This is a genomic window from Deinococcus sp. YIM 77859 (assembly GCF_000745175.1).
Taxonomy (GTDB): domain Bacteria; phylum Deinococcota; class Deinococci; order Deinococcales; family Deinococcaceae; genus Deinococcus.
The window spans coordinates 131,656-157,597 of record NZ_JQNI01000002.1 but is presented as its reverse complement, the minus strand read 5'-3'; the positions used below and the strand labels follow the sequence as shown (position 1 = coordinate 157,597).

The following is a 25,942-nucleotide window of genomic DNA, read 5'->3' as shown; positions in this document are numbered from 1 at the left end:
CCATGCTCAACATCCGCACCGTCTTGAAAGACAATCACCTCTACCTCGTCGGCAACCAGAACTACGAGATTGCGGAGGGCGAAAGCGGCCTGTACCGCCGCGACACCCGCTTCCTCAGCCGGTACGAGTGGCGGCTCGACGGCCAGCGACTCCAGCACCTGCTGCAACATCAGCGCTACCCCTTCTGGCTGCATGAGCACGCCGCCAATGCTGACGTGGGCTATACCATGCGCATCGGCGTGCGCCGCGACCTCACGGTGACCGGCCATGAGCTGCGTGACACGCTGCGGATCACCCGGTACCGGGGCGAAGCGCCCTACACCCTCTCCCTCGCGCTGGCGGCCGACTTTCTGGACATGTTCGAGGTGCGCGGCTGGCCCGGCGCTCTGGGGCCGCGGAACGTCGAGACCCGCGAGGTGGAGGGCGGGGTGGAATTTCGCTACACCGCGCAAGACGGCCTGCTGTGCCGCGCCCTGGTGCAGACCAGCCTTCCCGCTCGCTGGGACGGTGAGCAGCTCAGCTGGACGCTCACGGCGCCGGTCAGCGACCTCCAGATTCGCGTGTTTCTGTTGCAGGGCGAAGAGCTCCCTGCTTCCGGCGACCCCGCCGCCCTCGCCGCTGAATACGACGCGTTGGCGCGCAGCGTGGCCGGCCGGTTGCGCGACCCGCTCGACCAGGCCGTCTTGACCCGCAGCGTGCAGGATCTGCGCAGCCTCACCTTTCACACCGCCCACGGCCCCTTTCCGGCGGCGGGCCTACCGTGGTTCGTCGCGCCGTTTGGCCGTGACAGCCTCATCATCGCGCTGATGGTCAAAGACCACCTGCCCGAGCTCGCCCTTGCAGTCGTCCGCGCCCTGGCGGCGAAGCAGGGCAAAACGTACGATCCTCACACTCTGGAGCAGCCGGGCAAGATCCTGCACGAGGAGCGGGTGGGCGAACTGACCCGCCTCGGCCGCACGCCGCACCGCCCCTACTACGCCACCGCCGACGCCACCCCACTCTTTGTGTGGTTGGTGGGTGAGCTGGCCGAACAGCACCGCGAGCTGGCGCAGGAATTGCGGCCCCACTGGGAAGCGGCCCTTCACTGGCTCCTCACCGACGGCGATCCGGATGGCGACGGCTTCATCGAGTACACGCCCGACCCGGGGGGCATCACGAACGCCGTCTGGAAAGACAGCGGGGACAGCACCTTTACGGCAGAGGGCAAAGACGTGAGCGGGCACGTTGCCGTGATCGAGGTGCAGGGCTATGCCTATGCCGCCTACCTCGCGGCAGCCCGGCTGTACCGGCTGCTGGGTGAAGGTGCGCGGGGTGCAGAGTGGGAAAGCCGCGCCGCTCGATTGCGCGAGCGCTTCCAGGAAGCCTTTTGGTGGCCCGAGCAGGGCTACTACGTCCACGGCCTCGATGGGGACAAGCAGCCCCTGCGCGTGCTGGTCAGTAACCCCGCCCACACCCTCTGGACCGGTATCATCCCGCCGGAGGTCGCGCCGCAGGTCGCGGCGACCGCGCTTGGTCAGCGGCTATGGAGCGGCTGGGGCATTCGCACGCTCGCGCAGGGCGAACCCCGCTATAACCCCGTCTCCTACCACAACGGCAGCGTGTGGCCCCATGACACGGCGCTGGCCGCGCTGGGTATGGCGCGCTACGGCCTCCATAACGAGGCCCGGCGGGTGGCCCGCGCTCTTTTCGACGCGGCCCGTGCCGCCCCTGATGGCCGCCTCAGCGAACTGTTTGCCGGCTTTGACCGCGAGGGAGACAGCCCGCCGGTCCCCTATCCCGCCGCCTGCCACCCCCAGGGATGGGACGCCGCGATTCCTCTTGCCCTGGCCCATCTGCTGAACGAGACCCCCGTGCCGGCTGCCGGAGAACTGCTGCGAACCTCAGGTGAGCCGCCAGACGAAGTCCTGGGCGGGGCGTTTCGCGCAGCGGCGCTGGGGAGGTGACCGACTGGCTTTGCTTCTTCCTCTGCCTCGCAGCTGTGCCAGTCCGGTCGCGTTCGTCTGCGACTCACCGCAAGTCGGCCTAGGCAAACAGCCGCAGCAGGGGCCGCCACCACGGAATTGCCAGCAGGACCGCCAGCAGGCTGAGGACCGTCCACAGGCTCGCCGCGCGGAATTTGGCCTGGTTGCCCGCAGCGCGTTTGGTCAGGGTGTTCCCCACGGTGGCCAAGACCGCTGCCACCAGGCCTAGCCCGACATGTTCCCACTGAAAGCTCGGGCGGCTTTCGGCAAAAGCGCGTGCACCCTGTGACCCCAGCAGCCCGAAGAGCAGCAGACCGAGCACAACTTGCAGGTGAATGCTGCCCATGAACAGGGCGACGGCCCGGCGATCGGTCGCCGTAAAAGGCTGCACGCCCCCCACGCCGCGAAACGAGCGCAGCAGGGCCCAGATCCCCGCGAGCAGCACCAGCCAGCGCGTGAGGTTGTGCAGGGTGAGGAGAATCACGTAGAGGGTCGCCATGCCTCATCCTACCCGAGCGCCTGACCGATCGGAAAGGCAGGCACAGACGTCGCTGCCCCCAGCGCCTGCCAAGCCGCCTGCACCGCCGCGCCCCGCTGGCAGGACACGCCCAGGCCAGTCAAGGCGTCCTCCAGTATTCCGGCGATGGCCAGCGCGTCGTAGCGGTCGGCGTAGCCCAGGGTGCTCACCCGAAACACGGTGTCCTCGTGGGGGGCCTGACCGGGCAGAGCCTGCTGGCCCATCGCCGCGAGCCGGGCCGCCACCTGGCGCCCGGTCAGGGGCGCGGGGGCCGCAGGACCGCGACGGCGGGCGAGGTGCGGGCGGCCCAGGCCGGAGCGCCCAGCGCCGCACCCGCAGCGACCAGGGCATCTGCCTGTCGCCGCTTCTCGGCCCACAGCACCTCCAGCGGTACGCTGAGCAGGCGGTCAAGAGCCAAGGAGAGCGCCGAGATCAGGTTGATCGCTGGCGTTTGCGGCGTATTGCCCGCCTTCTGGCCCCTGAGTTCGCGCGTGAGGTCGAGGTAGAAGCCGCGCCGTGGAGCCGGGACCATCCGCTCCTGCACCTGCGGGCTCAAGAACACGAAGCCCAAGCCGGGAGGCGTGGCCGCGCCCTTTTGGCTGCCACTCACGATGACGTCTATGCCCCAGGCCGCCGGCCGCAACTCGGCGACTCCGTAACTCGTGATGCAGTCGGCAATGATGATCAGGTCGGGGTTGTGCGCCTTGGCAGCCTGGGCGATGGCCGCGAGGTCGTGGAGCGCCCCGGTGCTCGTTTCGCTGTGAGTGACGAGCAGGGTGTGGGCGTCGCGGGCTGCGTCCGCCACCTCCTGTGGGTCGAGGAGCTCCCCCCAGGGCCGGGCGACCCGCACCGTCTCGTAGCCCAGGCGCTCGCTCATGTCACCCCAGCGTTCGCTGAATTTCCCGGCCTGTGCGTTGACCACCTTGGCCCCCTCGGGCGTGAGGCTGATCAGCGCCCCCTCAAAGGCCCCGGTCCCGCTGCTCGTGGTGATCACCGCGTCGTAGGGATCTCCCAGCAGGCGCGTCAGCTTGGCACGCGCCTCCATCAGCCGCTCAATGCCCAGGGGCGAGCGGTGGTGAAGTTGCGGCTGAGCCAGTTCGAGCAGCACACGCGGCTCGACCTCGACCGGGCCGGGCGCGATCAGGCGCGAGCGGTTCAGGGGCAGGTGGGCGTCACCGTGCGGGTCACTCATGGGGTCATCCTAGGCCGTAGGGCCGTGGAGGCCGAGCACTGGCCTAGCTCGCGCGGATAGGCTCAGCGCGGCGCCAGGGGCAACAGCCGGATGCCGCCCTCGCCGTCGCCGCCGATCAAGGTGGTGCCGTCCGGGCTGAGGGCTTCGGGCCAGCCGTCCCAGACGCGAGTGAGAGCGCCCAGGGTGCGCCCCGAAGCCACCTCGCGCAGTTCCAGCCACTCGCGGCCCTGCACGTCGACCCCGGTGCGGCGCACCAGCACGCGGGTGCCGTCGGCACTAAAGCCAATGACCCCGCTGGTGCCGACCAGGTAGAGGGGCGTGGGCGCCTCCTTGCCGTCCGCAAGGTTGATCAGGCGACCACGCGAGGCGAGAAAGCCACGGCTGTCGGGCGTGAAGCTGCCGTAGCCCACCCCGTTGAGCGTGGTTCGCAGTTCGCCGGTCTGCGCGTCAAAAATCCGGGTGCGCGTCTGGCCGCGAAAGATGGGCGCGAACAGGCGGCCATCCGGGCTGAACTCCAGGCGGGTGGGCTCGAAGCCCCCCTGGCTGGCCACGGTGGCCACGCGCCGCCCCGCCTGCCAGTCCCAGAGCTGGGCGTACCCCTGCCGGTTGCCCGCTGCAAGCCGCGTTCCATCGGGACTAAAGGCCAGGTTGAGGGTGCCCGTCAGCCCGCCCGCGCTCAGGATCTTCTGAAAGCCGGGGGGCGAAGCGGGCAGGGTGCTCAGGATGCCCACGCGGCCCGCGCGGGTCAGGGGATCCGGGGTGAGCACCACCGCCAGCCAGCGCCCGTCGCGGCTGAGGGCCGGGGGAATGCTGAGCTGCACTTCGGGGGGCAAAAAGACCGCGCCGCGGCTCTCGCCCGTGACGGCGTCCAGCAGCCGCACATGTGCGCTGTAGCGGCCCCGCACCGCCGCCACCCCATTGAGCGGCGTGCCGGTCAGACCGGCGACGGCTCCCGGCGCGACCCCGACAAGAACCAGGGGATCGGGCGGCACCCGCGTCTCGCCCGGGGCAGCTTCGACCAGAGAGAGAAGAACAAGGGCCGTCACGGCCAGCAGGAACAGCGCCAGGCGCGGGGCGACGCGGCCTGCGAAACAGCTCCACCACCCGTGAAGGGGCGCGATCCGGGTTGACTTCACCCCCCTAGGCTAGCGTGCGGCGGCGTACTCTGGACGTATGCGAATCGTGGTGGTAGGCGGGGTGGCGGCGGGAATGAGCGCAGCGAGCCGAGCCAAGCGGTTTGACCCGGCGGTACGGGTGACGGTGTTCGAGCGCGGCGCCACCATCAGCTACAGCGCCTGCGGTCTCCCCTACGTGATCGGCGGCAAGGTGCCGGGCTTCGAGCGCCTGATGGCCCGCACGCCCGAGCAGATGCGCGAGCAGGGCATCGACGTGCGCCTGCGCCACGAGGTGACGGACGTAGATGCCGCCGCCCGCACCGTCACGGTGCTCGACCGGGAGGCGGGCCGCACCTTCACCGAGCCCTATGACCGCCTCCTGATCGCCACCGGGGTCAGCGCCGTATGCCCCGCTTGGGCCAGGACGAGGCTGCGAGGCGTCCACGTCCTGCGCGACCTCTCCGATGGGCAAGCGATCCTGGCCAGCCTCCCAGGAGCCAGCCGCGCCTGTATCGTGGGGGGCGGCTACATCGGGCTGGAGTTGGCGGAGGCGCTGCGCTCGCGCGGCCTGCACGTCACCCTGCTGGAACAGGCGCCGGAGGTGGCGGGCCGGATGCTGGACCGGCCCTACCAGAGGCGGATTCGGACCGAACTCGAACGGCACGGGGTGGAGGTCCGCTGCGGGACGGCGGTGGAGGAGCTGACCAGCCAGGACGGACGCGTGACCACGGTGCAGACGAGCGGCGGCCCCGTGCCCGCCGATGTGGTGATCGTGGCGGTGGGGGTACAGCCCAATGTTGAGCTGGCGAGGGCCGCCGGGGCGCGGCTTGGGAAGACGGGCGCGATCGCCGTGGACCCGCGTCAGGCCACTGGGGTGCCGGGCGTGTACGCGGCGGGTGACAACACCGAAAGCACGCACCGCGTGACCGGGCAGCAGGTCCACATCCCCCTGGGCCTCACCGCCAACCGCATGGGCCGGGTGGCGGGCGTGAACATGGCGGGCGGAGACGCGCGTTTTCCCGGCGTCGTCGGCACCGGCATCTTCAAGACGTTCGACCTGGGCGCGGCCCGCACCGGCCTCACCCAGGCGGAGGCGGACAGGCTGGGGCTGCGGGCCGTCAGCGTGGACGTAGACAGCACCGATCACGCCGGATACTACCCGGACGCCGCCCCCATTCACGTGCGGCTGACCGGCGAGCACGGGAGCGGGCGACTGCTGGGGGCGCAGCTGATCGGCCCGCCGGAGAGTGTCAAGCGGGTGGACGTGGTGGCTGCCCTGCTGCACGGGGGCGGCAGCGTCCAAGACCTCTTCGAACTCGACCTGGCCTATGCCCCGCCCTTTTCGGGGGTGTGGGACGTGCTGCTGGTGGCGGCGGACCGGCTGGGGCGCAAGCTGGACGAGGGGGAAGAGGCCGCTTCAGACCCGCACCAGGAACGCTGAATCGATCACGTCTAGGTCGCGGATGGCCTGGAGTTGCTCGGGGGTGAGGCCGTCATCCAGCGTGAGGGTAAAGAGGGCCTGCCCGCCCTTGTGGGCGCGGCCCAGCGCCATCCCGGCGATGTTGATGCCCCAGGTGCCCAGCAGGTTGGAGAGTTTGGCAACCGCGCCCGGCCGGTCCTGGTTGGAGGCGATCAGAATGAAGCCTTCCGGAGCCAGCTCCACTCGGTAGTCACGCAAGCGGGTGAGGCGCGGGCTGCGGCCAAAGACAGTGCCCCCCACCGTGCGGGTGCGCTGCTTCTCGCCCGCCTGGCCACTCGTGACCTTGACGATCACCTCGGTCTGGTAGTCGGGGCTGTCCCCCTCCTCGCGGACGGCGAGGTTCAGGCCACGTTCCTTGGCGAGTGCGCGGGCATTAATCAGGTTGGGCCGCTCATCGGTGCTGCCGCTGAGATAACCGACCAGGGCGGCGGTCACGACCGGGGCGGGATCGGCGGGAAATTCTCCCCGAAAGGTGACTTCCAGGTCGTGCGCGCCGGGCAGCAGTTGCGCCAGGATACGCCCCAGCTTCTCGCCCAGGTCGAGGTAGCCGCCGAGAAGCTCGAGCGTCTTGGCGTCGAGGGCGGGGGCATTCACCGCACCCCGGCTCACGTCACCCTGCAGGGCGGCCAGCACCCGGCCCACGATCTCCGCGCCTACCCGCTCCTGCGCCTCAAAGGTGTTCGCGCCAAGGTGGGCGGTGATCCCCAGGTTGGGTGCCGAGAGGAAGGGGTGGTCAGCGGGGGGCGGCTCCTCCACAAAGACGTCCACACCCGCCGCGAAAAGGTGCCCCGACTTCAGGGCCTCCACCAGCGCCGCTTCCTGCACGATACCGCCGCGTGCTGCGTTGACCACGATGGCGCCCCGCTTCAGGAGCGCGAGCTCACGCGCGCCGATCATCCCCTGCGTCTCCTCGGTCAGCGGCGTGTGGACCGTCAGGAAATCCACCCGCGAGAGCAGTTCGTCCAGGGTCGCGGCCCGCTCCACACCCAGGCGCTCGAACTTGTTCTCGGGCACGTAGGGGTCATAGGCGACCACCTTCAGCCGCAGCCCCTGTGCCCGGTCCGCCACGATGGAGCCAATGCGGCCCAGGCCCACAATGCCCAGCGTCTTGTCCTTGAGTTCTACGCCCAAGAACTTGCGGTCCCATTCGCCCGCACGGGTCAGGCGGTCAGAGCGGGTCAGGCCACGGGCGGCAGCCAGCAGGTGCATAATCGCGAGCTCAGCCGCCGAGACGTTGTTGCTCTCGGGCGCGTTCAGCACCAGGATGCCCCGCCGCGAGCACGCCTCCAGGTCGATGTTGTCCACGCCGACGCCGCCGCGCCCAATCACCTTGAGGCGGTGGCCGGCCGCCTCCAGCAGCTCGCGGTCCACCTTGGTGCGGCTACGGGTGATCAGGGCGTCGTACCCGGGAAGGCGGCGCAGCGTCTCCTCACGGGGGAGGTTACCCTCGTAGTCGATCTCGAACCCCTCGTGCGAGAGGTCACCGGGGTTCATCTCGTCGCAGATCAGCACGCGCAGGGGTGCGGTGCGGGATGGATCCGAGCTGGTGAGAACGGGGGCCGTCATGCGGTCAGAGTAAGCCGGAGCAGCGGGCACGCGCGGGAGTTGGCTAGAGGGAAAGCCCGCGCCGCTTTTGGCAGGCTGGATTTTATTTTTAGGCTGCCCTAAAATCACGCTATGTCCTCGGCCCCCTCCTCTTCCTCAACGAGTGAGCAGGTTCCGCCTTCGCCGCTGTCCGCGCTGGACCGCCGCATGACCGCCCGTGCCGCCGAGGTGCTGGCGCAGCCCCAGCGCCGCGGGCTCTCGCGCATCGTGCCCTTTCTCGGCCCGGCGGTGATCGCCTCCATCGCCTACATGGACCCCGGCAATTTCGCCACCAATATTCAGGGGGGCGCGCAGTTTGGGTATACCCTGCTGTGGGTCATCCTGACAGCCAATCTGATGGCCATGCTGATCCAGAACCTCAGCGCCAAGCTTGGGATTGCCAGCGGGAAAAACCTGCCGGAGGTCATTCGCGAACGCTGGCCACGTCCACTGGTGTGGCTGTACTGGATTCAGGCCGAACTGGTGGCGATGGCCACCGACCTGGCCGAATTCCTGGGGGCTGCCCTCGCCATTCACCTGCTCACCGGATTGCCGCTCTTTTGGGGAGCCGTCATCACCGCCGTGCTCACCTTTGCGCTGCTGAGCCTGCAAAAGCGGGGCTTCCGGCCCCTGGAGCTCGCCATTCTCGGCTTTGTGCTGGCGATTGGCGTGGCCTATCTGGTGCAGGTTGTGCTTGCCCGTCCCGGCCCCGCCGCCCTGGGCGGCTTTGTGCCCAGCTTCGCGGGACCCGAAAGCGTGTACCTCGCGGTCGGGATCATCGGCGCGACCGTCATGCCCCACGTGATTTACCTGCACTCGGCCCTCACCCAGGGGCGCATTCCTACACGAACCGACGAGGAAAAGCTGCGCCTGGCGCGCCTCAACCGCCTCGACGTGGTGCTTGCCATGGGCTTTGCCGGCCTGATCAACATGAGCATGCTGGCGGTCAGCGCCGCCACCTTCTACGGCAAGGGCATCGCGGACGCCGGAAACCTCGAAACCGCCTACCGCACCCTCACCCCGCTCCTGGGTCCGGCCGCCGCCATCGCCTTTGCCCTCGCGCTGCTCGCCAGCGGCCTGAGCAGCAGCGCCGTGGGCACGATGTCCGGGCAGGTCATCATGCAGGGGTTTGTCAACTTCCGCATTCCGCTGTGGCTGCGCCGGACGATCACCATGCTGCCCGCTTTTGCGGTGATTCTCGCGGGCCTAGACCCCACCTCCACGCTTGTGCTCTCGCAGGTCATCTTGAGTTTTGGTGTCCCCTTTGCCCTCGTTCCCCTTCTGCTGTTCACGGCTCGCCGCGACGTGATGGGCGTGCTTGTCACCCGTCCACTCGTCCGCGGGCTGGGTTGGCTTTTTGCCACGGTCATCATCGGACTCAATGGCTACCTGCTGTGGGGGGCGTTTCTGGGCCACTCGGCGCCACACTGACATCCTGGAGCAGGGCCCTTTGCAGGCGGCGGCGGTATTCCGCGCCGCTCACCTCGTACACGCCCAGGCGGGCAAGGTGCGGGGTTTGAAGCTGTGCGTCGAGCAGCGTAAAGCCGCGGGCATGGAGGTGCGCGGCGAGCCGAACGAGCGCAACCTTGCTGGCATTCGTCACTCGGTGAAATTTGCTCTCGGCGAGAAAGGCCCCGCCCAGGCTCAGCCCCAGAACGCCGCCCGCCAGCTCTCCGTCCTGCCAAACTTCAAAAGAATGCGCCAAACCGCTGCGGTACAGGTGTGCATACAGGGCCGCGAGGGATGAGCTGATCCATTCGCCGTCGCGTTCGGGCGCGCCGGGCAGCAGGCCCCGGCACCCCTCCACCACCGCCGGAAAGGCCGTGTCCACCCGCACTTCAAAGCGCCCCAGGTCCCGTCGCAGCCGCCGCGCCACATGCAGGCCCTCCGCCTCGGTGAGCGGCACCAGCGCGCGCCGGTCCACCGTGTACCACCTCACGCCCTGCCCGTTGTCCATCAGAAAAGCGCCCTCTGCGTACCCACGTGCGACCTCGCGGGTGAGGGGATCGGGATGATGCAGGAAGAAAGCGGCCTGTGGCATAGGGCGGCGTGACGGGCAAGGGCCAGCAGCGACGCAGGCGCTTACTGCGGATACAACACGGCCTGCGTACACCGGAAAAGCGCCATCACCTTTCCGCTGGGACTCCGGACCTCAGCGTCCCAGACCTGGGTGGTGCGGCCGGTGTGGACCGCACGGGCTTCACAGGTAATGGTGCCCTCCCGGGCCGTAGAGAGATGGTTACTCTTGAGTTCGATGGTGGTAAAGCCGCTCGCCCCCCGCGGCAGCAGCATTCGCGTGCCGTACCCACAGGTGGTGTCGGCCAGGGCGACCACGCTCGCCGCGTGCAGGAAGCCGTTGGGCGCGAGCAACTCGGGCCGAACCGTGACTTCGCTGCGCAGCAGGCCCGGCTCGGCGTGGGTAAAGCGAATCCCGATCAGGCCGGGAAGAAGGCCCTGGCCCTGCGCGTTGAGCTGTTCGAGGGTGGGGAGGTCGGGCATGGAAAGAAGCTATCAGCTTCAGCGGGAGTCAAGCGGAGTCCTGAGCGCTCCCCTCCTTTGGCCAGATGCGGTTCATCCACCCGGCGGGGTCGGTCCCCTCGCCACGCACCCGAATTTCAAGGTGCAGGTGGGGGCCAGCGCTGAGACCGGTGGAGCCGACCTCCCCGATCTTTTGACCGCGGGTGACCTTTTGGCCGACCTTGACGGTCACCCGGCTCTGGTGAAAGTACAGGCTGGTGACACCCGCTCCGTGGTCGATCACCACCAGGCCGCCGCGCACGGGGTACTTGCCCGCCACCACCACGGTCCCGTCATTCACGGCCAAGACCGGCGTTCCCACAGGGGCCGGGTAGTCGGTCCCGTAGTGGTACAACACGGGCCCCCCGGCGACATAGGTACGGGCCTGCCCAAAGGCGCTGCTCTGCGCCTTGACCATCACAGCGGGCTGGAAGGGCCGCGTCCAGGCCTGAGGGGTACGGCGGGCGTAGGCCTGCTCGACCGTGGCTTCCTCGGCCTTGCGTCCGGGGTCTTCGAGCCGACTGCTGATGCTGCGCGGGAGGTTGAGGTGCTGCACAAGCTGGCCCCGGCCCGTCACCGGAATGCTGCCGCGCACCAGGTCTTCGCCGACACGAACCTCGTAGGTCACGGGCGTGGTCTTGCCCAGCACCACGCGGCCCAGCACGACGTACTCACCCGCCGCCCCGATGGGCGTGAGCCGCTCGTTGGGAAGGCGCACATCCTCGCCGACCTCGCTGGGAAAGCTCACGGTTGCGGCTGCCGCACGCGGCCCGCTGAGGCGCAGCACAAAGGCGTCCCCCATCCGCAGGCTGGCTGGTGCGGTGACCGTGAGGCCCGCCACCTGCGCGGTGCCCGGAGGGAGCGGCCCAGAAGGAGCGGCAGCGGGAGGCTTGTCCGGCAGCCGCAGTGTCTGCCCTACGGCAATGGTCGTCCCCCCCAGCTTGTTGAGGCGCATGATCTCCGCGACGGTGGTGCCGTGCGCGCGAGCGATGGAATAGAGGGTGTCACCAGGCTTGACGGTGTACGCGTCCGCCCCCCCCAGCAGGAGCGCGGCAGCCAGCAGAAGGGCGAGGCGGGGGCACTTCATGCGGGGAGGATAGCGGGCCGCCGGACCGGGCGTATGAAAACGCGGCCCTCTTGGCCTCAGCCCTCCGCCGTATCCAGCAGCAGCGTGACCGGCCCGTCGTTGGTGAGGTCAAGCACCATGTGGGCACCGAAGACGCCTTCGCCGACGGAAAGACCGCAGGCCCGCAACGCTGCGTTGAACTCGGCATACAGGGCGCGGGCGTGGTCGGGCGCCGCCGCCCCGCTGAAGCCTGGCCGGTTTCCCCGCCGGGTGTCGGCGTACAGGGTGAACTGGCTGACGCTGAGGATGCCCCCACCGATGTCGAGCACGCTGCGGTTCATCTTCCCGGCCTCGTCGCCAAAGACGCGGAGCTTGGCGATCTTCGCGGCAAGAGCCTGGGCTGTGGCGGGCGTGTCTTCTGGCGCGACCCCAAGCAACACCAGAAGACCCGGTCCCGTCTCGCCCGTCACGCGGCCCTCCACCGTGCAGGTGGCGCGGGTCACCCGCTGAAGCAGCGCCCGCACTCAGTTCCCCAGCCGGGCCCGCAGGCTGGTGATGGCGCCCGTCAGCAGCTCGGCCTCTGCGAAGTCCAGGTTGCCGCGGGTCTTCTCCGCCAGCATCAGCAGCAGCCTGAGGCTGCGTTCGGCCACCTGCCGCGCCCGCCCCTCCTGGAGAAGGCCGTCCCGTGCCGCGCTGGAGGTCGCCGCATTCAGGTCCCCGAGCGCCGCTTCCGCGGTGGCTTGCAGGCTGTTCACGAGTCCGACAAATTCCTGATTCGGCATGGGGGGCAGTGTAGACGACGCGCCGCCCCTTCAAAACCGCCCTTCAAAACAGCGTCGGCTGTCCCTCTCCGGGCGGCACAGCGGGCGCCAGCCCTTCGGGGGCCTTTTCACCGCGCAAGACGGCAGCGACCTCACGAATGTCGCGCCAGGTAAGGCTCTTGGGCCCTCCCCGCACACGGGTATCGTTGCGCAGCAGATAGGCGGGGTGGAACATGGGCATCACCAGGGCCTCACGCCTGCCGCCCTGGTTATCCGGGTACCGGTAGGGGTACCAGGTCCCGCGCAGGCGAGTGATGCCCTGACGAGTACCCAGCAGAAACTGGGTCGGCGTGTTGCCCAGGGTCAGAATCACGCGGGGCCGCAGCAGGGCGAGTTGTGGCCGCAGCCACAGCCCAGTGCAGATCTCGATCTCGTCGGGCTGTGGCGTGCGGTTGCCGGGAGGACGGCATTTGACGACATTCGTGAAGTAGGCGTCTTGCCGCGTCAGGTTCACCGCAGCCAGAATTCGGTCGAGGAGCTGCCCAGCCCGGCCCACGAAGGGGCGGCCCAGACGGTCCTCGTCGCCGCCCGGCCCCTCTCCGATGATCACCAGGGGAGCGGCGGGGGCGCCGTCCGAGACCACCACCTGGGTGCAGCCGGGACGCAGCCGGCAGGCGGTACAGGCTTTCGCCCGCGTTTCCAGCGCCTCCAGCGCCGCCACGTCTACCCCGGTCATGCCCAAAGGGTAGCGCGGGCAGGGCCATGGTTGCGCGGTCTAGCCTTGGGCAGCCCCACTCGCCTCCAGACCGGCATTCAGCTTGGGCCGGTGGCTGCGTGCCTCGCGGCGGGTCTTGGGGTCGAGGCCGACCAGCAGGAAGAAGTTTTCTAGGGCGTTCTCGCGGCCCTTGATCTCGGAATGCTCGTGCTCCGGCGTGCCGGTCACGAAGGGAAGCCGGCGGTACAGCTCCAGGGCGTAGGCCACCACGTCCTCCGGTGCGTGGGTCTCGGCATACCGGCCCAGTTCGGCGTACACCTCGCGGCGGCTCTCGGCATGCCGAAGGAAGGCGTCGGGGTGGGGCGTTTCCGCAGCGCGCAGCATGTCCTGACGGGCGATGCGGCGGTAATGTTTGAGGCCTTGCAGGAGCTGTTCCGTGGTCATCGGTTCCTTCATGGGTCCTCCGGTGGCCCGAGGCGGCCTGACAGCGCTGAGTATAGGCTGCCCGCCCCCCGCAGCAGAACCCGCCCAGGAACAACCCGTTCTCCGAGCACATGGAATGAGAAAAATGAGTTGTACCCTGAGTCCAAAATTTCGTCTCGTTTTCGACCAGGACAGCTTCCAGAGGAGCAATCCAGAAATGAGGCCTCTTCTGAGAAACCTAAGGGGAGAGGCACGGTTTTCCTCGTCTTCATCGAGCAAGGGGGCGCATAGAGCTCGTATAGGCGCATAAAAACTGTCAGTTCGCCCAAGGATTAAGGCAAAAAAAATAAAGGCCAGTTAAACTTCCCCCGTCGATGAAAGCGTTCCGTACCCTCCTGATGGCCGCCGCGCTTGGTAGCTGTGCCGGTGCTGCCACCTACACCGTGAAAGCGGGTGACACGCTCTACCGGGTCGCTCTCGCCAACAACCTCGAACCCGCCGAGCTGATGCGCCTCAACGGGCTGAGCAGCACCACGCTGAGGGTCGGACAGCAACTCCAGGTGGGCCAAGCTGGCCCTGCGGCCACGACGGCTCCGGCAGCCCAGGCTCAACCTGCCAAGGTGCCCTCCGGCCAGACAAAGGGGCAAAAGCCGGTGGCCACCGCTGCCCAGCCCAAGGCCGCCCCGTCCACCAAGAAGAGTCCGGCGGGCAGCGCTCAGGTCAAACCTGCGGGCTGGAACAGTGGCGGCGCCTTTATCCGCACGGCCGCCAGCCGCTTCCTGGGCATCCGCTACGCGCTGGGTGGCACGGGAAACGGCGGCTTGGACTGCTCGGGCTTCACCATGCGCGTGTTTCAACAGATGGGCATTCGGCTGCCCCGTACCGCGGCTGGGCAGTGGAATACCGGGCGTCCCGTCAGCAGCCGCAACCTGCAACCCGGCGACCTGGTCTTTTTTAACACCACGGGCCGTGGCGTCAGCCACGTCGGCATCTATGTTGGCGGCGGCCAGATGGCGAACGCCAACAGCTACCGCGGCCGCACGATCATCGAGCCCCTCTTCGGTAACCCCTACTGGGCCAGTCGGTACATCGGTGCTCGCCGCGTCCTCAGCTGACCAGACCTCGCGAAACGCTTCTAACGACCACGCCCCTGCCCCAGCGGTGGGGGGCGCTGGCTTGGGGCTGGACGGTCAGCTCCTCTCCCTGCCATTTCGGCAAAAGGAAGAGGGAACCGCTTTGCCGCAACGGTTCCCGAAACGGGTAACAGGTTACTGACGGATCAGCTGCGCGTCCTTGGGCAGCGCCTTGAGGCCCGCCACGGTCAGGCCGCTGTTCACGCGGTAGTTGGTGACATTCAGGTCAGCAAGCACCCTGTTGCCGGTGCCGAGCAGCTGGATTCGGGTGGGCCGCCAGCCCGCCTCGGTGATCCAGACGCGCGCCCGGTCTCCCGTGCCCCCGTTCTTGGGCGCCGCTTCGAGCTGATAGACCTTCTGGCCACCCACAGTCGCCGTACCCAGCAGCTTGACGTTGTACTGGTTGAGCAGGGTCGCCGCATTGCTCAGCTGGGTGAAGTCCAGCCCGCCAAAACCAGCCTGATCAGCCGCCTTTTTCAGGGGCGTCACCGTGATCTGGTTGGTCAGAAAAAGGTACTGCCGCACCTCATTCCGGTCCGCCACCACGATGTTATCCGCTAGCGCATCGGGGGCAGCGAACTGGAGGCGCGCCACCCCCTGCGCGGGAATGCTCTTGACCGTGAGGTCAATCTTTTGGGGTGAGGATTCCAGGGTCGCGCTGCCCTGTAGGCGGAAACTCACGTCCTTGGCGGCCTTTTGCGCGGCGTCTACCCGGTTCAGGATGTCCTGCGCGGTCTGGGCGTCCGCACCGGGCAGCAGCGCGAGGGTCAGAAGAGGAAGAATTCGGTTCACGCCAGCAAGTCTTTCACCCCCCCGTATGAGAAGGAAGGGCACAGGCTGACGGGGCGTTCACTGCTCGCGCAGTGGCCTAAGGCTCCTCGTCCGGGGTGCTGCCCAGTGGGAAACGGTACCCAACGCGCGCCCCCATGCCCCCCGTGCCGCCCCGCACATCGAGGCTAAGGGTGCCGGGGCCAAGCGGCAAGGTGCCCTCCAGCCCTGCCCGCAGGGGTGCACTCGCCCGCCGCCACGGTTCGTAGGCGACGTACAGCCGCGCCGCGCCCCCCCGCGCCACACGTCAGGAGCGCTCAGACTCCCCACCACCCCCCAGGGGCCCGGCCCGGCGAGCACGTCGAGGGCCAGGCCAAAACCCGCCTCCGTGCTGTACGTCACCCCCCCGGTCACGCCGAGCACGTCCCGGCCCGCCCGCGCGCCCAACCGCAGCGCCAGCGTGCCGGTACGCTCCGTTTCTGGCTCGCCCTCCGGAGCCTCCCCCTCCGCGGGCGGAAGGACGCGCGTGAGGTCGCGCCGCCACTCGACCCCGCCCAGCAGATGGTTCTGCGGGCCGAACTCGCCGCCCACCAGCGCGACCAGGGTGCGGTTCACGCGGTAGCGGGCCGTGAAGCCAGCGTTCCAGCCGCTCACTCGCAGATCGGTGGGGGCGAGCGACCAGGCGGCCAAGGGGTCTACGGCGGTCGCTCGCACGGTAAACAAGGCTGCTCCCAGATTCAGGGCCACCGGGCCGAGTGTTCCGGCGGCATCGGTCGATAGACGCAGCCCCCCCTGCCAGGTGAGGGCCGCGTCCACTCGGGCGCTTGCCGCGCCTGCTGGGGGCAGACTCAGCCCCCGCGTTACGCTCGCCTCTACGGCCCGGTTCGACACTGCCGCCGCGACGGTTCCCGGTCCAGCCGCCACGTTGCTCACGCCCGCGCGCAGCAGGCCGCCTCCCCCCGTTCGGTACGCCGCGCCGAAATCGAGGCTCGCCGCACCCGCCGTGCCCCCCCACGCTCCGGCCAGCGCCAGGGCCGCCATCACCCGCTTCATGCCCCCAGCGTAGCAGTCCGGTTCCCGGCCACCAAAACCCGCTAGGGTAGGCTCATGCAAAAGCTGCTCCTGCCCCCCCTGCTCGCGCTTGGCCTGGGCGCCTGCGCCCCCGCGCCAGCGACCATTCAGGTCCCGACCTTCGCGGTGCAGAGTGTTCGTCTGACCGGGCTCAGCCTGCCCAGCGGCCCCAATCCTGCGCTTGCCAGCGTCACGCTGCGGCTGCGCGTGGGCAATCCCAATCCCGTGCCGGTGCGTCTGGCCAACATCAGCGGACGTCTGGTCCTCGACGGGGAGGACGTGGGCACGGTGAATCTGCCCAACGTGAACCTCCCCGCACGGGGCGAGAGCGAACAGCTCGCGTTCCTGAGCCTGCCCGTCACCCTTCAGACCGCCGGGGCCTTTTTGCGGGTGGCGCGCGGCCAAGAGGTCGCCTACCGTGTGGACGGCCGCTTTACCGCTGACCTCGGGCCCCTGGGCCGCCCCACCTTCGGTCCCTTCACCCTCGCCCAGGGCGTGTGGCAGCAACCGGCCATTCTGCCGTTCTAGGAGGCAGGCATGACGACACCCCCTCCTGATCCTCAACGGGCCTGGGCTTACCGGCCCGCCGCTCCCCTGTTCGGAACGGCGGACGGCCCGCTGACCGGGTTGACCTTCAGCATCAAGGACCTGTACGGCGTCCCGGGTTGGCCGCTCACGGCAAGCACCCGCGCACCCGTGCCCGACCCCGGAGAGAGCGTGCTGGTGCGGCGGTTGCTTGAGCTGGGCGCCACGGCGCTGGGCAAGACGCACCTGCACGAGATCGCGCTCGGCATCACCGGGATGAACGGCTACGGGGGCACCACCCACCCCTTCGACCTGGAGCGGGTGCCGGGCGGAAGCAGCAGCGGGGCGGCGGTCAGCGTGGCGCTCGGTCAGGTTGATTTCGCGTTGGGCACCGATACCGGCGGCAGCATCCGCGTTCCAGCGGCGTGGTGCGGCGTGGTGGGATACAAGCCGACGGGGGAACACCCCCACTGGAGCACGACAGGCGTCCTGCCGCTTTCAACAACCTGTGACCACGCCGGGCCGCTCGCGCGGGACATGCGAATGGTCGTGCGGGTGCAGGAGGCGCTGACCGGCCAGAAGGTGGCGCCCCAGGACTGGGCGGGAATCCGGGTCGGCCGGTGGCTCCCCGGGGGCTGGGTGGACGACACGGTGCGGGAGGCCACGGAGCTCTACGCTGGGCGGCTGGAGGAGCTGGGGGCCACGGTGGAAAACGTCTCCTTTCCCGAAGTCCTCGATGCTTACTCGCCCATCGTCCTGAGCGAGGCCGCGCGCGTTCATGCGGGGGCGCTTGCGCAGGCGGAGCCCGGCTTTCTGCCCTTCACCCTGGCCTCGCTGCGGCAGGGGCAGGCGCTGACGCCGGAAGAGGTGGAGGCCGCGCATGGGCGCCGTGCGGTCTACCGGGCCCAGCTCGACGACCTGCTCTCGCGCTGCGACGTGCTGCTCGCACCCGCGGTGCCCACACCGCCCCCCCTCTTCGGCCAGGACGAGGTTGCGGTGGGGGAAGGCCGCCTGCCCCTGCGCCGCGCCGTGCTGCGCCTCACCGCGCCGTTTAGCCTGCTGGGGGTGCCCACCGTGGCCCTCCCCTCCTCCGCCCCGTTCGTGGGTGTGCAGCTCGTAGGGCGCCGTGACGAGGATGACCGGCTGCTGGGCCTCGCGCTGGCTGTAGAAGGGCCGGGTCGCTAACGTGAAAAGTGGTCTCGTCCTGGCCGGTCTGCTCGCCCTGCTCTCCCCCGCCCGAGCGGAGGTGCTGCGGTGGGGCAAGCTCACCGTGACCGTCACGCCACGACCCTCCCAGAACGGCGACGCGGAGGCGCGGGCCACCGTAAAAAACGGCAGCCGGACGGTTCTGACCGTCAAGGGGTGGAACGTAGCGGCGGAACTGCAACCGCTGCGGCCCGGCGGCCAGCCCGAACTGGTCCTGTCCACCTTCTCGGGCGGAGCCCACTGCTGCTCGACGTCTTACATCTTCACGCAGGACACCGGAAGCGTGGAGAACCTCGCCATCATCGAGGGCGGAAACTACGGCGTGCGCTTCACGGACCTGAACGGCGACGGCACCAAGGAACTCGTCTTGGCGAGTGACAGCCTCGCCTCCTACGACTGGAGTTTTGCCGTGAGCCCGGCCCTGCTGACGGTCCTGGGCTGGGACGGCGTCCGGTTGGCCGACCGGACCCGCGCCTATGCCTCTCTCCCCGCGCAGGAGGCGACCCGCAACCTCCGCGACCTGCTCGGCAGCCTGGGCAAACCTGGCGCCTTCCCCGAGGAACTGCGTGCCCGGCTGGGCGGGTACTACGCGAATATGATCCTGGCCGGGCAGGGCGTGCAGGCCGAAGAGGTGCTGCGGACGCGGGTATTCACGAAGTCTCCCGCGCTGCGCGACTGGTTCCGGCAGCACCGCACCGGTCTGATCAACGCCACGTATGCACAGCCTGAGGGCCGCCTCCAGGCCGTAGGCGGCACGTCGTACCCGCTGCCGCAGCCCGACCGACCGTAAATCCCGCGCAGTGCGCCGTCAGACACGTTTCATGAGGGCTGCTTAGGCTGCGGCATGCGTTCACACGGCCCGCACCGCGTCCTGCTCGTCGCCGCGCTCCTGCCCGGTCTCACCGGGTGCGCCTTCGGTGCCTACATCGCCGCCAACACACCGCTGGAACGTGCGATCAACGGCACCTACGAGGGCATCGGAGTGGGCGGCACGGGCCGGGTGCCCTACCGCCTGATCCTGTACGTACAGGAGCGCGAAGGCCGGGCGAGCGGCGTGATCACCAATCTGGAAAGCCGTAAGGCATATGCCGTCAGCGGCAAGTTCCAGCGGGCCGGGGAGGGCGGTACCCTCGACGTGAATCTCTACGAGGACGGCGACAAGTGGCGCGGCACCCTGCGCGGCGAGATCGCCGGAACAAAGCTGAGCGGCACCCTGCGAACGGTGCTGCTGGGCAGGGAACTGCTGGGATACGTCGTGAACCTGGAAAAGCAACCCGAGGGAAACCCACCTGTCCGCGTGCCCGCACCCACCGTGCCCTGAACGCTAGAATTCCTCCCGGTCGCGGCGACCTCAGGCATAAGCCCAGGCCGCCGCGCAACAAGGCCCCGGAATCCCTCCGTCAGGCCGAGGAGAACATGATGAAGGCACACCTAATCACCTATAGGTGTTCAGTCGTATAAAGTTCAGGCTCGCGTCCAGCCGCCGATGTTCGTGATGATCTGACTGATCCCGCCCGTGACGTTGTGGACGTCCTGGGCCACGTCGGGAATGTTGCTGCCCGCCCAGAAGTTCTTCTCTTCTAGGGACCGGCTGAGCTTGTCGGCGATGATGAAACTTCCGGCGATGACGGCCAGGGCGATGATGCCCGCACCCATCAGGACATTCTTCTGCTGTTCGTTCATGTCAGTTCCCCCACCACGGGACGGTATGCAGTTGCGGGTACTTCTTGGCGGTGGCGATGACGAGGGCACTGTAGGGCCGGTTTCCGCAGCCGCATTCGGCACGCAGGACGCTCACCTTGCTCAAGCAGGCCCCAGCGCACCCATTCGCCCGGTACTTCAGCCAGTTGCCACGCCCCATGCCGTAATGCTGGAGGGTGACCTTCACGCTTGAGCTGCACTCCGGGAAGGTCCGCCGCAACCACAGCATGTAGCGAAGGCCGACCTCCAGTTGCGTCGCTGGCGATTCGACCGGCCAGCGAATGCCCACCTGCTGCGCCGCGACGCTCGTGACCTGAAGGGGACCCACCGCGCCGCTGCTGGCGTTGCGGGCGAGCAGTTGCAGGTCGCTTTCCGCCCGCGCGTGCCCGAAGGCGAGGTCAAGCGGATAGTGGAGCTCCTCGCACACCGTCACCAGGTTCACCGCGAGGGTCCGCGACGCCTGGGGCGAGAGCCGCCGCGCCGGAATCTCGGCGTAGATGGCCGCCTCGCACTGATCGATCAACCGGGAACGGCTGCTCCTCGCGGGCGGCACGCTGGGTGCCGTCGGGGTGGGGACGGTGGGCGTCGTGGGCACCCTGATGGGTGGGGTGCTTGGTGTGGGTGCCACTTTTTTCGGCGTGGCGGCGCGGTTGGTGAGCAGCACCAGACCCGCACCTACGCCACCGATGAGCAGGGCCGCCTGAGCGCCGTTCCGCCTCACACGGGCACCATCTGCACGCGGTATTCCACTCCCCCTTCTCGTGCGCGCAGCTCGGGGGCCGCACCTGGCACCGCCAGGATGTAGGCCTCACCATCCACCAGGGGGAGAGCCGTTGTCGAGCGGGGCAGCGCGCTCCGGCCTAGACGGCCCACAACACCGGAGCGGGCTACACCAGAGGAGACGAGGAGCTGCCACTGTGGAGCCTGGTTCGCGCGTCGGTCGTTGTCCTGGTCGCTGGGCATAGCGCTCCGACTACTCCACCAGATTCCCGCATGCCCGAAGGCAAAGCCCTCCGCAGGGGGCAGCGATGCCCGATTTCCACCCATGGTTACCCAGGCATCCCCAGGACCGCACATTGCCAGGCGATACAGGGTATTGGGGGCCAGCTCCACCGGCTCCGGGAATATGGGGCGTATTACATTTCCCTGAACTGTCCCCTCAGCCTCCGCCAACAGGGCCCCATCCAACACCCGGTACAGCCGTAGCACTCGCCCCTCACCATCGGGCGGATTGGCTGGATCATTTTGCAGGCGCACCCCAGCCAAGTATGTCGTGCGGTTGGGCGTCGTGAAATCACCGTAAATACCCGGCACTCGCTCCCCCACAAACTGTGCCAGTTCCAACGCCTCCGGCACCAGTGTGGCGGGCAGAAAATCAGTGGAGAGGGGGACGGGGTTGTCTGGGCCGTAGCGGCTCGCCAACCCCCGCAGCCCCAAATTGGGAGCCTCGATCCGCACACTTGTCATGGGTGAACCCGCCGTAAATGTAGCCAGGCGCACGCCCGAGGCGTGCAGGTCTGTTTCTGGACTCAACGGCAGCACCCGCAGCTGCCCATACCCCGTGGCCAGCTCGTGCGTCAGGTGCTCCTTTGTGGCGGGATCTTGGGTGTCGTGTGCTGAATACAATGGATCCGCAGTCACGTAGAGGGCCATCTGTGCCCCGGGCGTCATCCCGGCAGTTTCCACTTCGGCGTTTTTCAGAACCACCGGCACCCCACGCACGATGGCCGCGACGTAGGACACCGTCAGGCGTGTGCCCACCGCACGCACACCCGAGAGCGCCAAAAGCCCATGCACATCCAGGTCCTTGCCTTCATCTTCCATGACCGCCGCCAGTAGGCTCAGGGTGAGGAACTGGAGCAGGTCATGCGGCTCATCGAGCATGTAATCCCGCAGATAGAGTTGATTCTTCCGATTCCTCGGAAGAGCCTGCATCGTTGTAAACAGTCGCCTCATCAGGTTCCCTCAACCGTTGCTAGCCCTACAGCGGTACCGCCCCATGTCTTGCGCTCACGCACCTCTCCCCCATTTGCCAGACCGCGCCGCATCAAACGCCGCGTATTCCATAGCCGCTCATGGCCCGCCGTAGGGAGCTCAGCCAGCAATTCTGGAGGGGTATGAAACACGACCCGGCACACCGCGCAGCGCGTCACGCTGACCACCACTGGCTCAAATCCGCTCCCAGGATCAGGAACCACAACCATACGCATGACGGACTCAAGTGGAGTGATGCTGTGCGTCCGAGCTTGTTGGCCTGTATTGCGCTGCTCAGGAATAAGCTCGTATTGAATGGCTGGTTGGCTATCCCAATGTCCTTCCCAGGTCACGAATCCCACGTTGTAGGGGGGTACATATCCCCCACCCACATAGAGGCCCGCACCGACACAGTCACCAGGGGCATACGTCACCTCTGGCGATCTACCTTCCCCAAAAACCCACGATGGCCGAAAGGGAGCGTCAGCCGGATCATCGCTGATCACGGCATACCAGACATTCGACGACTCGTAGCCTCCAACCAGATGCCAGCCCTCCGGGATAGTCAGGACATGAAGAAAATTCAGGAAGGAGAAGCGCCGTAAGTGGTATTCAAACCATTTATTCAGCGCTTGCTGGCTGCTTTCCAGTGAATCACCGTAGGCGGTGTGCGTATCTGAACGGGCGAAGAGATACCCAGGGTGCCCATCCCTCTCCTGGGTCCAAATCTCCCACCATCCCGTTGTTGCGATCCCCCGCGGGCTCACATAGACTGCGCCGCCCTTCAAAAAAAATTCGGCCAGCCGCTCCGAGCGTCTCAAGGCCACACCTGCACCCAGCCACTGCCGTCGCTGCGCCGCACCTCCAGCGCGGCCAGGCCGTTATTGGGGTGACTGGCGCTGTTCTTGGCCACGTTCAGGCCCTCGCCGTTGATCATGATGCCGCCCTCGCCGCCAAAGGCCGGGCTATAGCGACCGTCGGTGAGGCGTACGCGAACCTGGGGCACATATTCGGCAGGCCGCACCAGCAGCACGCTGGTCCCCATATCCCGCACCACCGGCAGGGGATAGCTCTTCGCGGGGGCGGGGAAGGAGGAAGAGGGGCTGGTTGCGGCAGGGCTGGTTGCGGCGGTGCTGGTTGCGGCAGTGGCGCAGGCACAGGAGCCGACGAACCCGCCTGGCTAAACGCTGGATGGGGCCGCACGGCGGGCGGTTGCGTTCTCTGAAGCAAGGGGGACGGCCGGGACAACCGGGACAGCGCTACAGCGAGGGTGGGCGACGTACCGACCGCCGGAACACCAGAGGAGGACGTAGAAACGTGAGGTGCAGCCGCGGCTACCGGGGTGGGCGCAGGGGTAGGCGTGCTCGACAGCAGCTCGCTGGAGGCAACTCGTGGCGCCTCAGTCACTCCTGCGGCAGCCGGAGGCCGTGGCTGCCGCTGTCGCCACACCAGCACGCCAGCCACGCCACCAGCCAGGCCCAGCACGGGCAGCAGGATCAGCACGGGGCTCTTTTTGGTCATGGGTACCTCACTGCATGTACAGCTGGTAGAAGGCGGGACCGTCCGGGCCGGGATCGATGATCACGCGGCTCACCAGGCACGTCAGGCTGATCGTGGTGGCAGGCGGCACGGTGTGGGACGTGCTGGCCTGCCCACCCAGGCCGATCAGCGTGACCTTGAAGGCCGCGTCGCCCAGGTTGGCGTAGAAGCCGCGGCTCACCGCCCGCCCCTGGTTCAGCTGCTCAAGATCAATGTCGGCACGGGTGCCCGTGGTCGCCTCGACGATCACCGGCAGGCTGGCGAGGCGGCGCGGGGCGATCCGGGCGCTGTCGGCCACGTCCACCACGCCGAACTCGAAGTCGAGCGCGCGCTTCTGGGCCTGGGCCGCCTCACGGCCCGCCCTCACCTCGGCGTAGATGTGGGCCAGGCAGTTTTTCATGTCCTCCAGGCCGTTTTGCAGGATGGGGACGAACTTGGACAGGTCGGGGAACATTCAGCAATCCTCCAGGCGGTGGTAGAGACGGGGAGCGACCCACAGCAGCACCGTGGGCAGCGCGACGAGCGCCAGGCCCACGGCGTTCATGACCCGGCTCACGTCGCGGCCCGGCACCAGCCCGCGCAGCCCGGCCAGGTCGAGCACGACCCCGGCGATGTACAGGAAGCCGCCGAAGCCCTTGCTCCACTCGGCATAGGTGCGGGTGGTGCCGCTCAGCAGAAACAGCAGGTTCCGCACGCAGTAGACGACCAGCACCACCCGGGCGACGAAGAACAGGACGTCGAGCAGGGTCGCCATCAGTCACCGTCCCTGCCCGGCGGATCGTCGCGCTTCTCCTTCAGGCGTGCCGCCACCTCGGGCAGCCCGAAGATGGTGGCGATGACACTGCCTAAAAACAGCGACCAGGTGCTGTCCAGCGGTGCATTCCTGAAGACCGTGTTGCCCGCGAGGGCCAGCATCACGATCACCACCGCGATGACCAGCAGGCCGACCAGACGCTGCATGCGACTCCCTTTGGTGTAAACGAACGTCTTGACACACGGGCTTATTTCGCGCCCCCACACCCGCAGCCGCAGCCCTGGGCTTTGGGCTGAGGCTGGCGCGACCGAATCAGCCCGATCGTCATCACCAGCACGCCGTAGACCAGCAGGCCGCCAACGGCGGTGTATGCGCCCTGACGGATGAGCTCCATTCCAGAATCCTTCTTCACGGGTTTTTCTCCTGGGTTTCGATCCTCAGCCGCCTCGAACGACGGCTGCAACGTCACAGCAAGCTGGCCCAAGGACGGGTTTCATCGAACAGCCACGGCGGCGTACCACCCGCCCACATCACGTCCGATGCCACCCGCAGGACAGGATCCACCCTCACCGCAGGCGCGGTTGCGTTCCCCGCCTGCACGAAAGAGGAGGTCGCCGCCCCGCTCGGCAGGGGCCGCGTCTCATCAAAGATGTCTGGCGGCGTGCCCCCCATCCAGACCTTGCCCTGATCGGCCACCGGCTCCCCGACCGCGATGGCGGGCAGGCCGGAGGCCGGGCTAGGCGTGGCCGCCGGGGCCTGCTCCTGGCCCTGTCGGCGCGTCATCAGGAAGCCCACCCCCACCGCCCCGGCGGAGAGAGCCGCGAGCAGCAGCACCACGGACGCTGCGGCCCGCATCAGTAGTACCGCCCCGCAGACACGCCGAAGCCGCCCGTGCCCGAGCTGCTCCCGGCCGGGGTGAAGCCGCCCGAACTGCCCGCCGGGCTCGAGGGAGCGGCGCTTTCGCTGCCGTACTTGGCGGCCCACTGCTCCGAAAAGCTGGGGCCGTAGTACCCGAATTCACCCCGGGGCGGCAACGGGTTCTGGCCGGGCAGCACGCCGTTCACCCAGCGGTCAAACAGCGAGCCGTAGCCGTTGAAGCCCAGCCCGTTGTGCACGCTGAACTCCGGCACCTTGTCCCAGAAACTGCCGCCGGTCTCGGTGGGCACGCCTGCGCCGTCACCGGTCGGGCGGCGGCTCAGCACCACCGCACCCACCGCTACCGCGGCCAGCAGCCCCCCCGCGAGCAGCAGCAGGGTGTCGTTTGTTTTGGCTGTCTTGGCGCTCGTTTTGACGCCCTTGGCCATGTTGGAATGAGTCATGAGGTCCTCACATTCACCGGCTGCTTGTCCACGCCCAGCTCGCGCAGGTTCTGAATGAGGCTGAGCTGCTGCGCGTTCAGCTCGCTCAGGCGGGTCAGGATCGGGCGCTTCTGGTCGGCCTTACGCGCGGCCCAGTCCGCGTCCGCCTTTTCCTGATAGCCGTAGGAGAGATCGCGATATTTCCAGCATTGGTCCAGCCCGAAGAATGCGCCCAACTTTCGGCTTTCCTTGCAGTCACTCTCGTGCTGCATGCTCCAGCGCGTGATGATGTCCGCAGGCATGGGCGAGGCGTCGATCACATTGAGCTGATCGGTCAGCCGCTTGATCTCGTTCTGGGCGGTCGCCAGATCGCGCTCGAGCTGGTTGATCTTGTCGGCGCGGCGCCACTCGGCCTCTTTCTTCTGCTGGGCTTCCAGAGCCTGCTGAACACTCCAGCCGGTCCCGGCGCTGCCCACCTGGGCCACCACGCCATTCCCGACGGCGAGGCCGCCCGGCCCCGGCTGGACAGGCGGGGGGTTCACGGGCTGGGGCAGCCCCTTCCTGAGCAGCAGGTACCCGCCCACGGCTGCCCCGGCGATCACCAGGACGCCCAGCGACACACCGACGCTCAGGAGCACGGAT

Annotated in this window: 32 protein-coding genes and 1 pseudogene; 8 read left to right on the top strand and 25 right to left on the bottom strand. The window is 68.0% G+C overall.

What is annotated here, in order from left to right:
* Positions 1 to 2 precede the first annotated feature (2 nt).
* Positions 3 to 1,943: a glycogen debranching N-terminal domain-containing protein gene (locus tag EI73_RS00985; protein WP_081908937.1), complete on the top strand. Its 1,941-nt coding sequence runs from the start codon at positions 3 to 5 to the stop codon at positions 1,941 to 1,943.
* Between the two features lie 79 nt (positions 1,944 to 2,022).
* On the opposite strand, the gene EI73_RS00980 is transcribed toward EI73_RS00985, so the two are convergent.
* From EI73_RS00980 to EI73_RS00970, 3 genes and pseudogenes are all read right to left on the bottom strand, one after another.
* On the bottom strand, positions 2,023 to 2,460 hold the full coding sequence (locus EI73_RS00980) for a hypothetical protein (protein ID WP_034383238.1): 438 nt from the start codon (positions 2,458 to 2,460) through the stop codon (positions 2,023 to 2,025).
* Between the two features lie 8 nt (positions 2,461 to 2,468).
* Positions 2,469 to 3,670 (bottom strand): annotated as a pseudogene (locus tag EI73_RS00975) (aminotransferase class V-fold PLP-dependent enzyme).
* Positions 3,671 to 3,732: 62 nt separating this feature from the next.
* On the bottom strand, positions 3,733 to 4,806 hold the full coding sequence (locus EI73_RS00970) for a WD40 repeat domain-containing protein (RefSeq protein WP_231557249.1): 1,074 nt from the start codon (positions 4,804 to 4,806) through the stop codon (positions 3,733 to 3,735).
* A 37-nt stretch (positions 4,807 to 4,843) separates the two neighbouring features.
* Here EI73_RS00970 and EI73_RS00965 point away from each other — a divergent pair, with 37 nt between their 5' ends.
* Positions 4,844 to 6,226, top strand: coding sequence for an FAD-dependent oxidoreductase (locus EI73_RS00965; protein ID WP_034383236.1), 1,383 nt, complete (start codon positions 4,844 to 4,846; stop codon positions 6,224 to 6,226).
* On the opposite strand, the gene serA is transcribed toward EI73_RS00965, so the two are convergent.
* A complete protein-coding gene (gene serA, locus EI73_RS00960) occupies positions 6,203 to 7,831 on the bottom strand; it encodes a phosphoglycerate dehydrogenase (RefSeq protein WP_034383234.1) in 1,629 nt (542 codons plus the stop codon). The two genes, EI73_RS00965 and serA, sit on opposite strands and share 24 nt — an antisense overlap.
* Before the next feature lie 186 nt (positions 7,832 to 8,017).
* Between serA and EI73_RS00955 the strand changes: the two genes are divergently transcribed.
* A complete protein-coding gene (locus EI73_RS00955; protein WP_051935357.1) occupies positions 8,018 to 9,280 on the top strand; it encodes an Nramp family divalent metal transporter in 1,263 nt (420 codons plus the stop codon).
* On the opposite strand, the gene aat is transcribed toward EI73_RS00955, so the two are convergent.
* Genes aat through EI73_RS00920 form a run of 7 tightly spaced genes read right to left on the bottom strand, consistent with a single transcriptional unit; the run spans position 9,228 to position 13,364 of the window.
* Complete coding sequence (gene aat, locus EI73_RS00950; protein ID WP_051935356.1) at positions 9,228 to 9,890, bottom strand: leucyl/phenylalanyl-tRNA--protein transferase; 663 nt, start codon at positions 9,888 to 9,890, stop codon at positions 9,228 to 9,230. The genes EI73_RS00955 and aat overlap by 53 nt on opposite strands.
* Positions 9,891 to 9,931: 41 nt before the next feature.
* On the bottom strand, positions 9,932 to 10,348 hold the full coding sequence (locus EI73_RS00945; RefSeq protein ID WP_034383229.1) for a PaaI family thioesterase: 417 nt from the start codon (positions 10,346 to 10,348) through the stop codon (positions 9,932 to 9,934).
* A 28-nt stretch (positions 10,349 to 10,376) separates the two neighbouring features.
* A complete protein-coding gene (locus EI73_RS00940; RefSeq protein WP_034383227.1) occupies positions 10,377 to 11,453 on the bottom strand; it encodes a M23 family metallopeptidase in 1,077 nt (358 codons plus the stop codon).
* Positions 11,454 to 11,509: 56 nt separating this feature from the next.
* On the bottom strand, positions 11,510 to 11,956 hold the full coding sequence (gene dtd, locus EI73_RS00935; RefSeq protein WP_034383224.1) for a D-aminoacyl-tRNA deacylase: 447 nt from the start codon (positions 11,954 to 11,956) through the stop codon (positions 11,510 to 11,512).
* The gene (locus EI73_RS00930; RefSeq protein ID WP_034383221.1) at positions 11,957 to 12,214 is read right to left on the bottom strand and encodes a DUF1844 domain-containing protein; all 258 of its coding nucleotides are present in this window, start codon (positions 12,212 to 12,214) and stop codon (positions 11,957 to 11,959) included.
* Positions 12,215 to 12,257: 43 nt separating this feature from the next.
* Positions 12,258 to 12,929: a uracil-DNA glycosylase family protein gene (locus EI73_RS00925; protein WP_034387415.1), complete on the bottom strand. Its 672-nt coding sequence runs from the start codon at positions 12,927 to 12,929 to the stop codon at positions 12,258 to 12,260.
* 39 nt (positions 12,930 to 12,968) lie between these two features.
* Complete coding sequence (locus tag EI73_RS00920; RefSeq protein ID WP_034383219.1) at positions 12,969 to 13,364, bottom strand: hypothetical protein; 396 nt, start codon at positions 13,362 to 13,364, stop codon at positions 12,969 to 12,971.
* Positions 13,365 to 13,705: 341 nt separating this feature from the next.
* On the opposite strand from EI73_RS00920, the gene EI73_RS00915 reads away from it, so the two are divergent.
* On the top strand, positions 13,706 to 14,446 hold the full coding sequence (locus EI73_RS00915) for a C40 family peptidase (protein ID WP_034383216.1): 741 nt from the start codon (positions 13,706 to 13,708) through the stop codon (positions 14,444 to 14,446).
* A gap of 153 nt (positions 14,447 to 14,599) precedes the next feature.
* Here EI73_RS00915 and EI73_RS00910 read toward each other — a convergent pair whose 3' ends face one another.
* Both EI73_RS00910 and EI73_RS00905 read right to left on the bottom strand, forming a co-directional pair.
* A complete protein-coding gene (locus tag EI73_RS00910; protein WP_034383214.1) occupies positions 14,600 to 15,256 on the bottom strand; it encodes an outer membrane lipoprotein carrier protein LolA in 657 nt (218 codons plus the stop codon).
* A 57-nt stretch (positions 15,257 to 15,313) separates the two neighbouring features.
* Complete coding sequence (locus tag EI73_RS00905) at positions 15,314 to 16,285, bottom strand: hypothetical protein (protein ID WP_231557248.1); 972 nt, start codon at positions 16,283 to 16,285, stop codon at positions 15,314 to 15,316.
* A 54-nt stretch (positions 16,286 to 16,339) separates the two neighbouring features.
* On the opposite strand from EI73_RS00905, the gene EI73_RS00900 reads away from it, so the two are divergent.
* The 4 genes from EI73_RS00900 to EI73_RS00885 are packed head-to-tail and all read left to right on the top strand — an operon-like array spanning position 16,340 to position 19,355.
* Entirely contained in the window at positions 16,340 to 16,831 is a 492-nt protein-coding gene (locus EI73_RS00900) for an LEA type 2 family protein (protein ID WP_034383211.1), read from the top strand.
* A gap of 9 nt (positions 16,832 to 16,840) precedes the next feature.
* Positions 16,841 to 18,013, top strand: coding sequence for an amidase (locus EI73_RS00895; RefSeq protein ID WP_034383209.1), 1,173 nt, complete (start codon positions 16,841 to 16,843; stop codon positions 18,011 to 18,013).
* Between the two features lies 1 nt (position 18,014).
* Positions 18,015 to 18,824 (top strand): hypothetical protein, encoded by an 810-nt coding sequence (locus EI73_RS00890; protein WP_034383206.1) that lies wholly within the window; start codon positions 18,015 to 18,017, stop codon positions 18,822 to 18,824.
* 54 nt (positions 18,825 to 18,878) lie between these two features.
* Entirely contained in the window at positions 18,879 to 19,355 is a 477-nt protein-coding gene (locus EI73_RS00885) for a hypothetical protein (protein WP_034383204.1), read from the top strand.
* A 143-nt stretch (positions 19,356 to 19,498) separates the two neighbouring features.
* On the opposite strand, the gene EI73_RS00880 is transcribed toward EI73_RS00885, so the two are convergent.
* The 12 genes from EI73_RS00880 to EI73_RS00835 form a co-directional block, all read right to left on the bottom strand.
* Positions 19,499 to 19,717 (bottom strand): hypothetical protein, encoded by a 219-nt coding sequence (locus EI73_RS00880; RefSeq protein ID WP_034383201.1) that lies wholly within the window; start codon positions 19,715 to 19,717, stop codon positions 19,499 to 19,501.
* Between the two features lies 1 nt (position 19,718).
* Complete coding sequence (locus EI73_RS00875) at positions 19,719 to 20,456, bottom strand: hypothetical protein (protein WP_034383200.1); 738 nt, start codon at positions 20,454 to 20,456, stop codon at positions 19,719 to 19,721.
* The gene (locus tag EI73_RS00870) at positions 20,453 to 21,691 is read right to left on the bottom strand and encodes a hypothetical protein (protein ID WP_156103432.1); all 1,239 of its coding nucleotides are present in this window, start codon (positions 21,689 to 21,691) and stop codon (positions 20,453 to 20,455) included. Before EI73_RS00870 ends, EI73_RS00875 begins: the two co-directional genes overlap by 4 nt.
* On the bottom strand, positions 21,691 to 22,536 hold the full coding sequence (locus tag EI73_RS16185; protein WP_156103431.1) for a hypothetical protein: 846 nt from the start codon (positions 22,534 to 22,536) through the stop codon (positions 21,691 to 21,693). Before EI73_RS16185 ends, EI73_RS00870 begins: the two co-directional genes overlap by 1 nt.
* Entirely contained in the window at positions 22,527 to 22,766 is a 240-nt protein-coding gene (locus EI73_RS00865; protein WP_156103430.1) for a hypothetical protein, read from the bottom strand. The genes EI73_RS16185 and EI73_RS00865 overlap by 10 nt, the downstream gene beginning before the upstream one ends.
* A gap of 471 nt (positions 22,767 to 23,237) precedes the next feature.
* Positions 23,238 to 23,702: a hypothetical protein gene (locus tag EI73_RS00860; protein WP_034383192.1), complete on the bottom strand. Its 465-nt coding sequence runs from the start codon at positions 23,700 to 23,702 to the stop codon at positions 23,238 to 23,240.
* Positions 23,703 to 24,002 carry a hypothetical protein gene (locus EI73_RS00855; protein WP_034383189.1) on the bottom strand — a complete coding sequence of 100 codons (300 nt, stop codon included), beginning with the start codon at positions 24,000 to 24,002 and terminating at the stop codon, positions 23,703 to 23,705.
* Positions 24,002 to 24,208 (bottom strand): hypothetical protein, encoded by a 207-nt coding sequence (locus EI73_RS00850; protein ID WP_034383186.1) that lies wholly within the window; start codon positions 24,206 to 24,208, stop codon positions 24,002 to 24,004. Before EI73_RS00850 ends, EI73_RS00855 begins: the two co-directional genes overlap by 1 nt.
* A 41-nt stretch (positions 24,209 to 24,249) precedes the next feature.
* Positions 24,250 to 24,414, bottom strand: a complete 165-nt coding sequence (locus tag EI73_RS16180; protein WP_156103429.1) for a hypothetical protein — start codon at positions 24,412 to 24,414, stop codon at positions 24,250 to 24,252.
* Positions 24,415 to 24,467: 53 nt separating this feature from the next.
* Entirely contained in the window at positions 24,468 to 24,857 is a 390-nt protein-coding gene (locus tag EI73_RS00845; protein ID WP_034383183.1) for a hypothetical protein, read from the bottom strand.
* Positions 24,857 to 25,321, bottom strand: coding sequence for a hypothetical protein (locus tag EI73_RS00840; RefSeq protein WP_034383181.1), 465 nt, complete (start codon positions 25,319 to 25,321; stop codon positions 24,857 to 24,859). The genes EI73_RS00845 and EI73_RS00840 overlap by 1 nt, the downstream gene beginning before the upstream one ends.
* Positions 25,318 to 25,938, bottom strand: a complete 621-nt coding sequence (locus EI73_RS00835) for a hypothetical protein (RefSeq protein WP_034383179.1) — start codon at positions 25,936 to 25,938, stop codon at positions 25,318 to 25,320. Before EI73_RS00835 ends, EI73_RS00840 begins: the two co-directional genes overlap by 4 nt.
* Between the last annotated feature and the right edge of the window lie 4 nt (positions 25,939 to 25,942).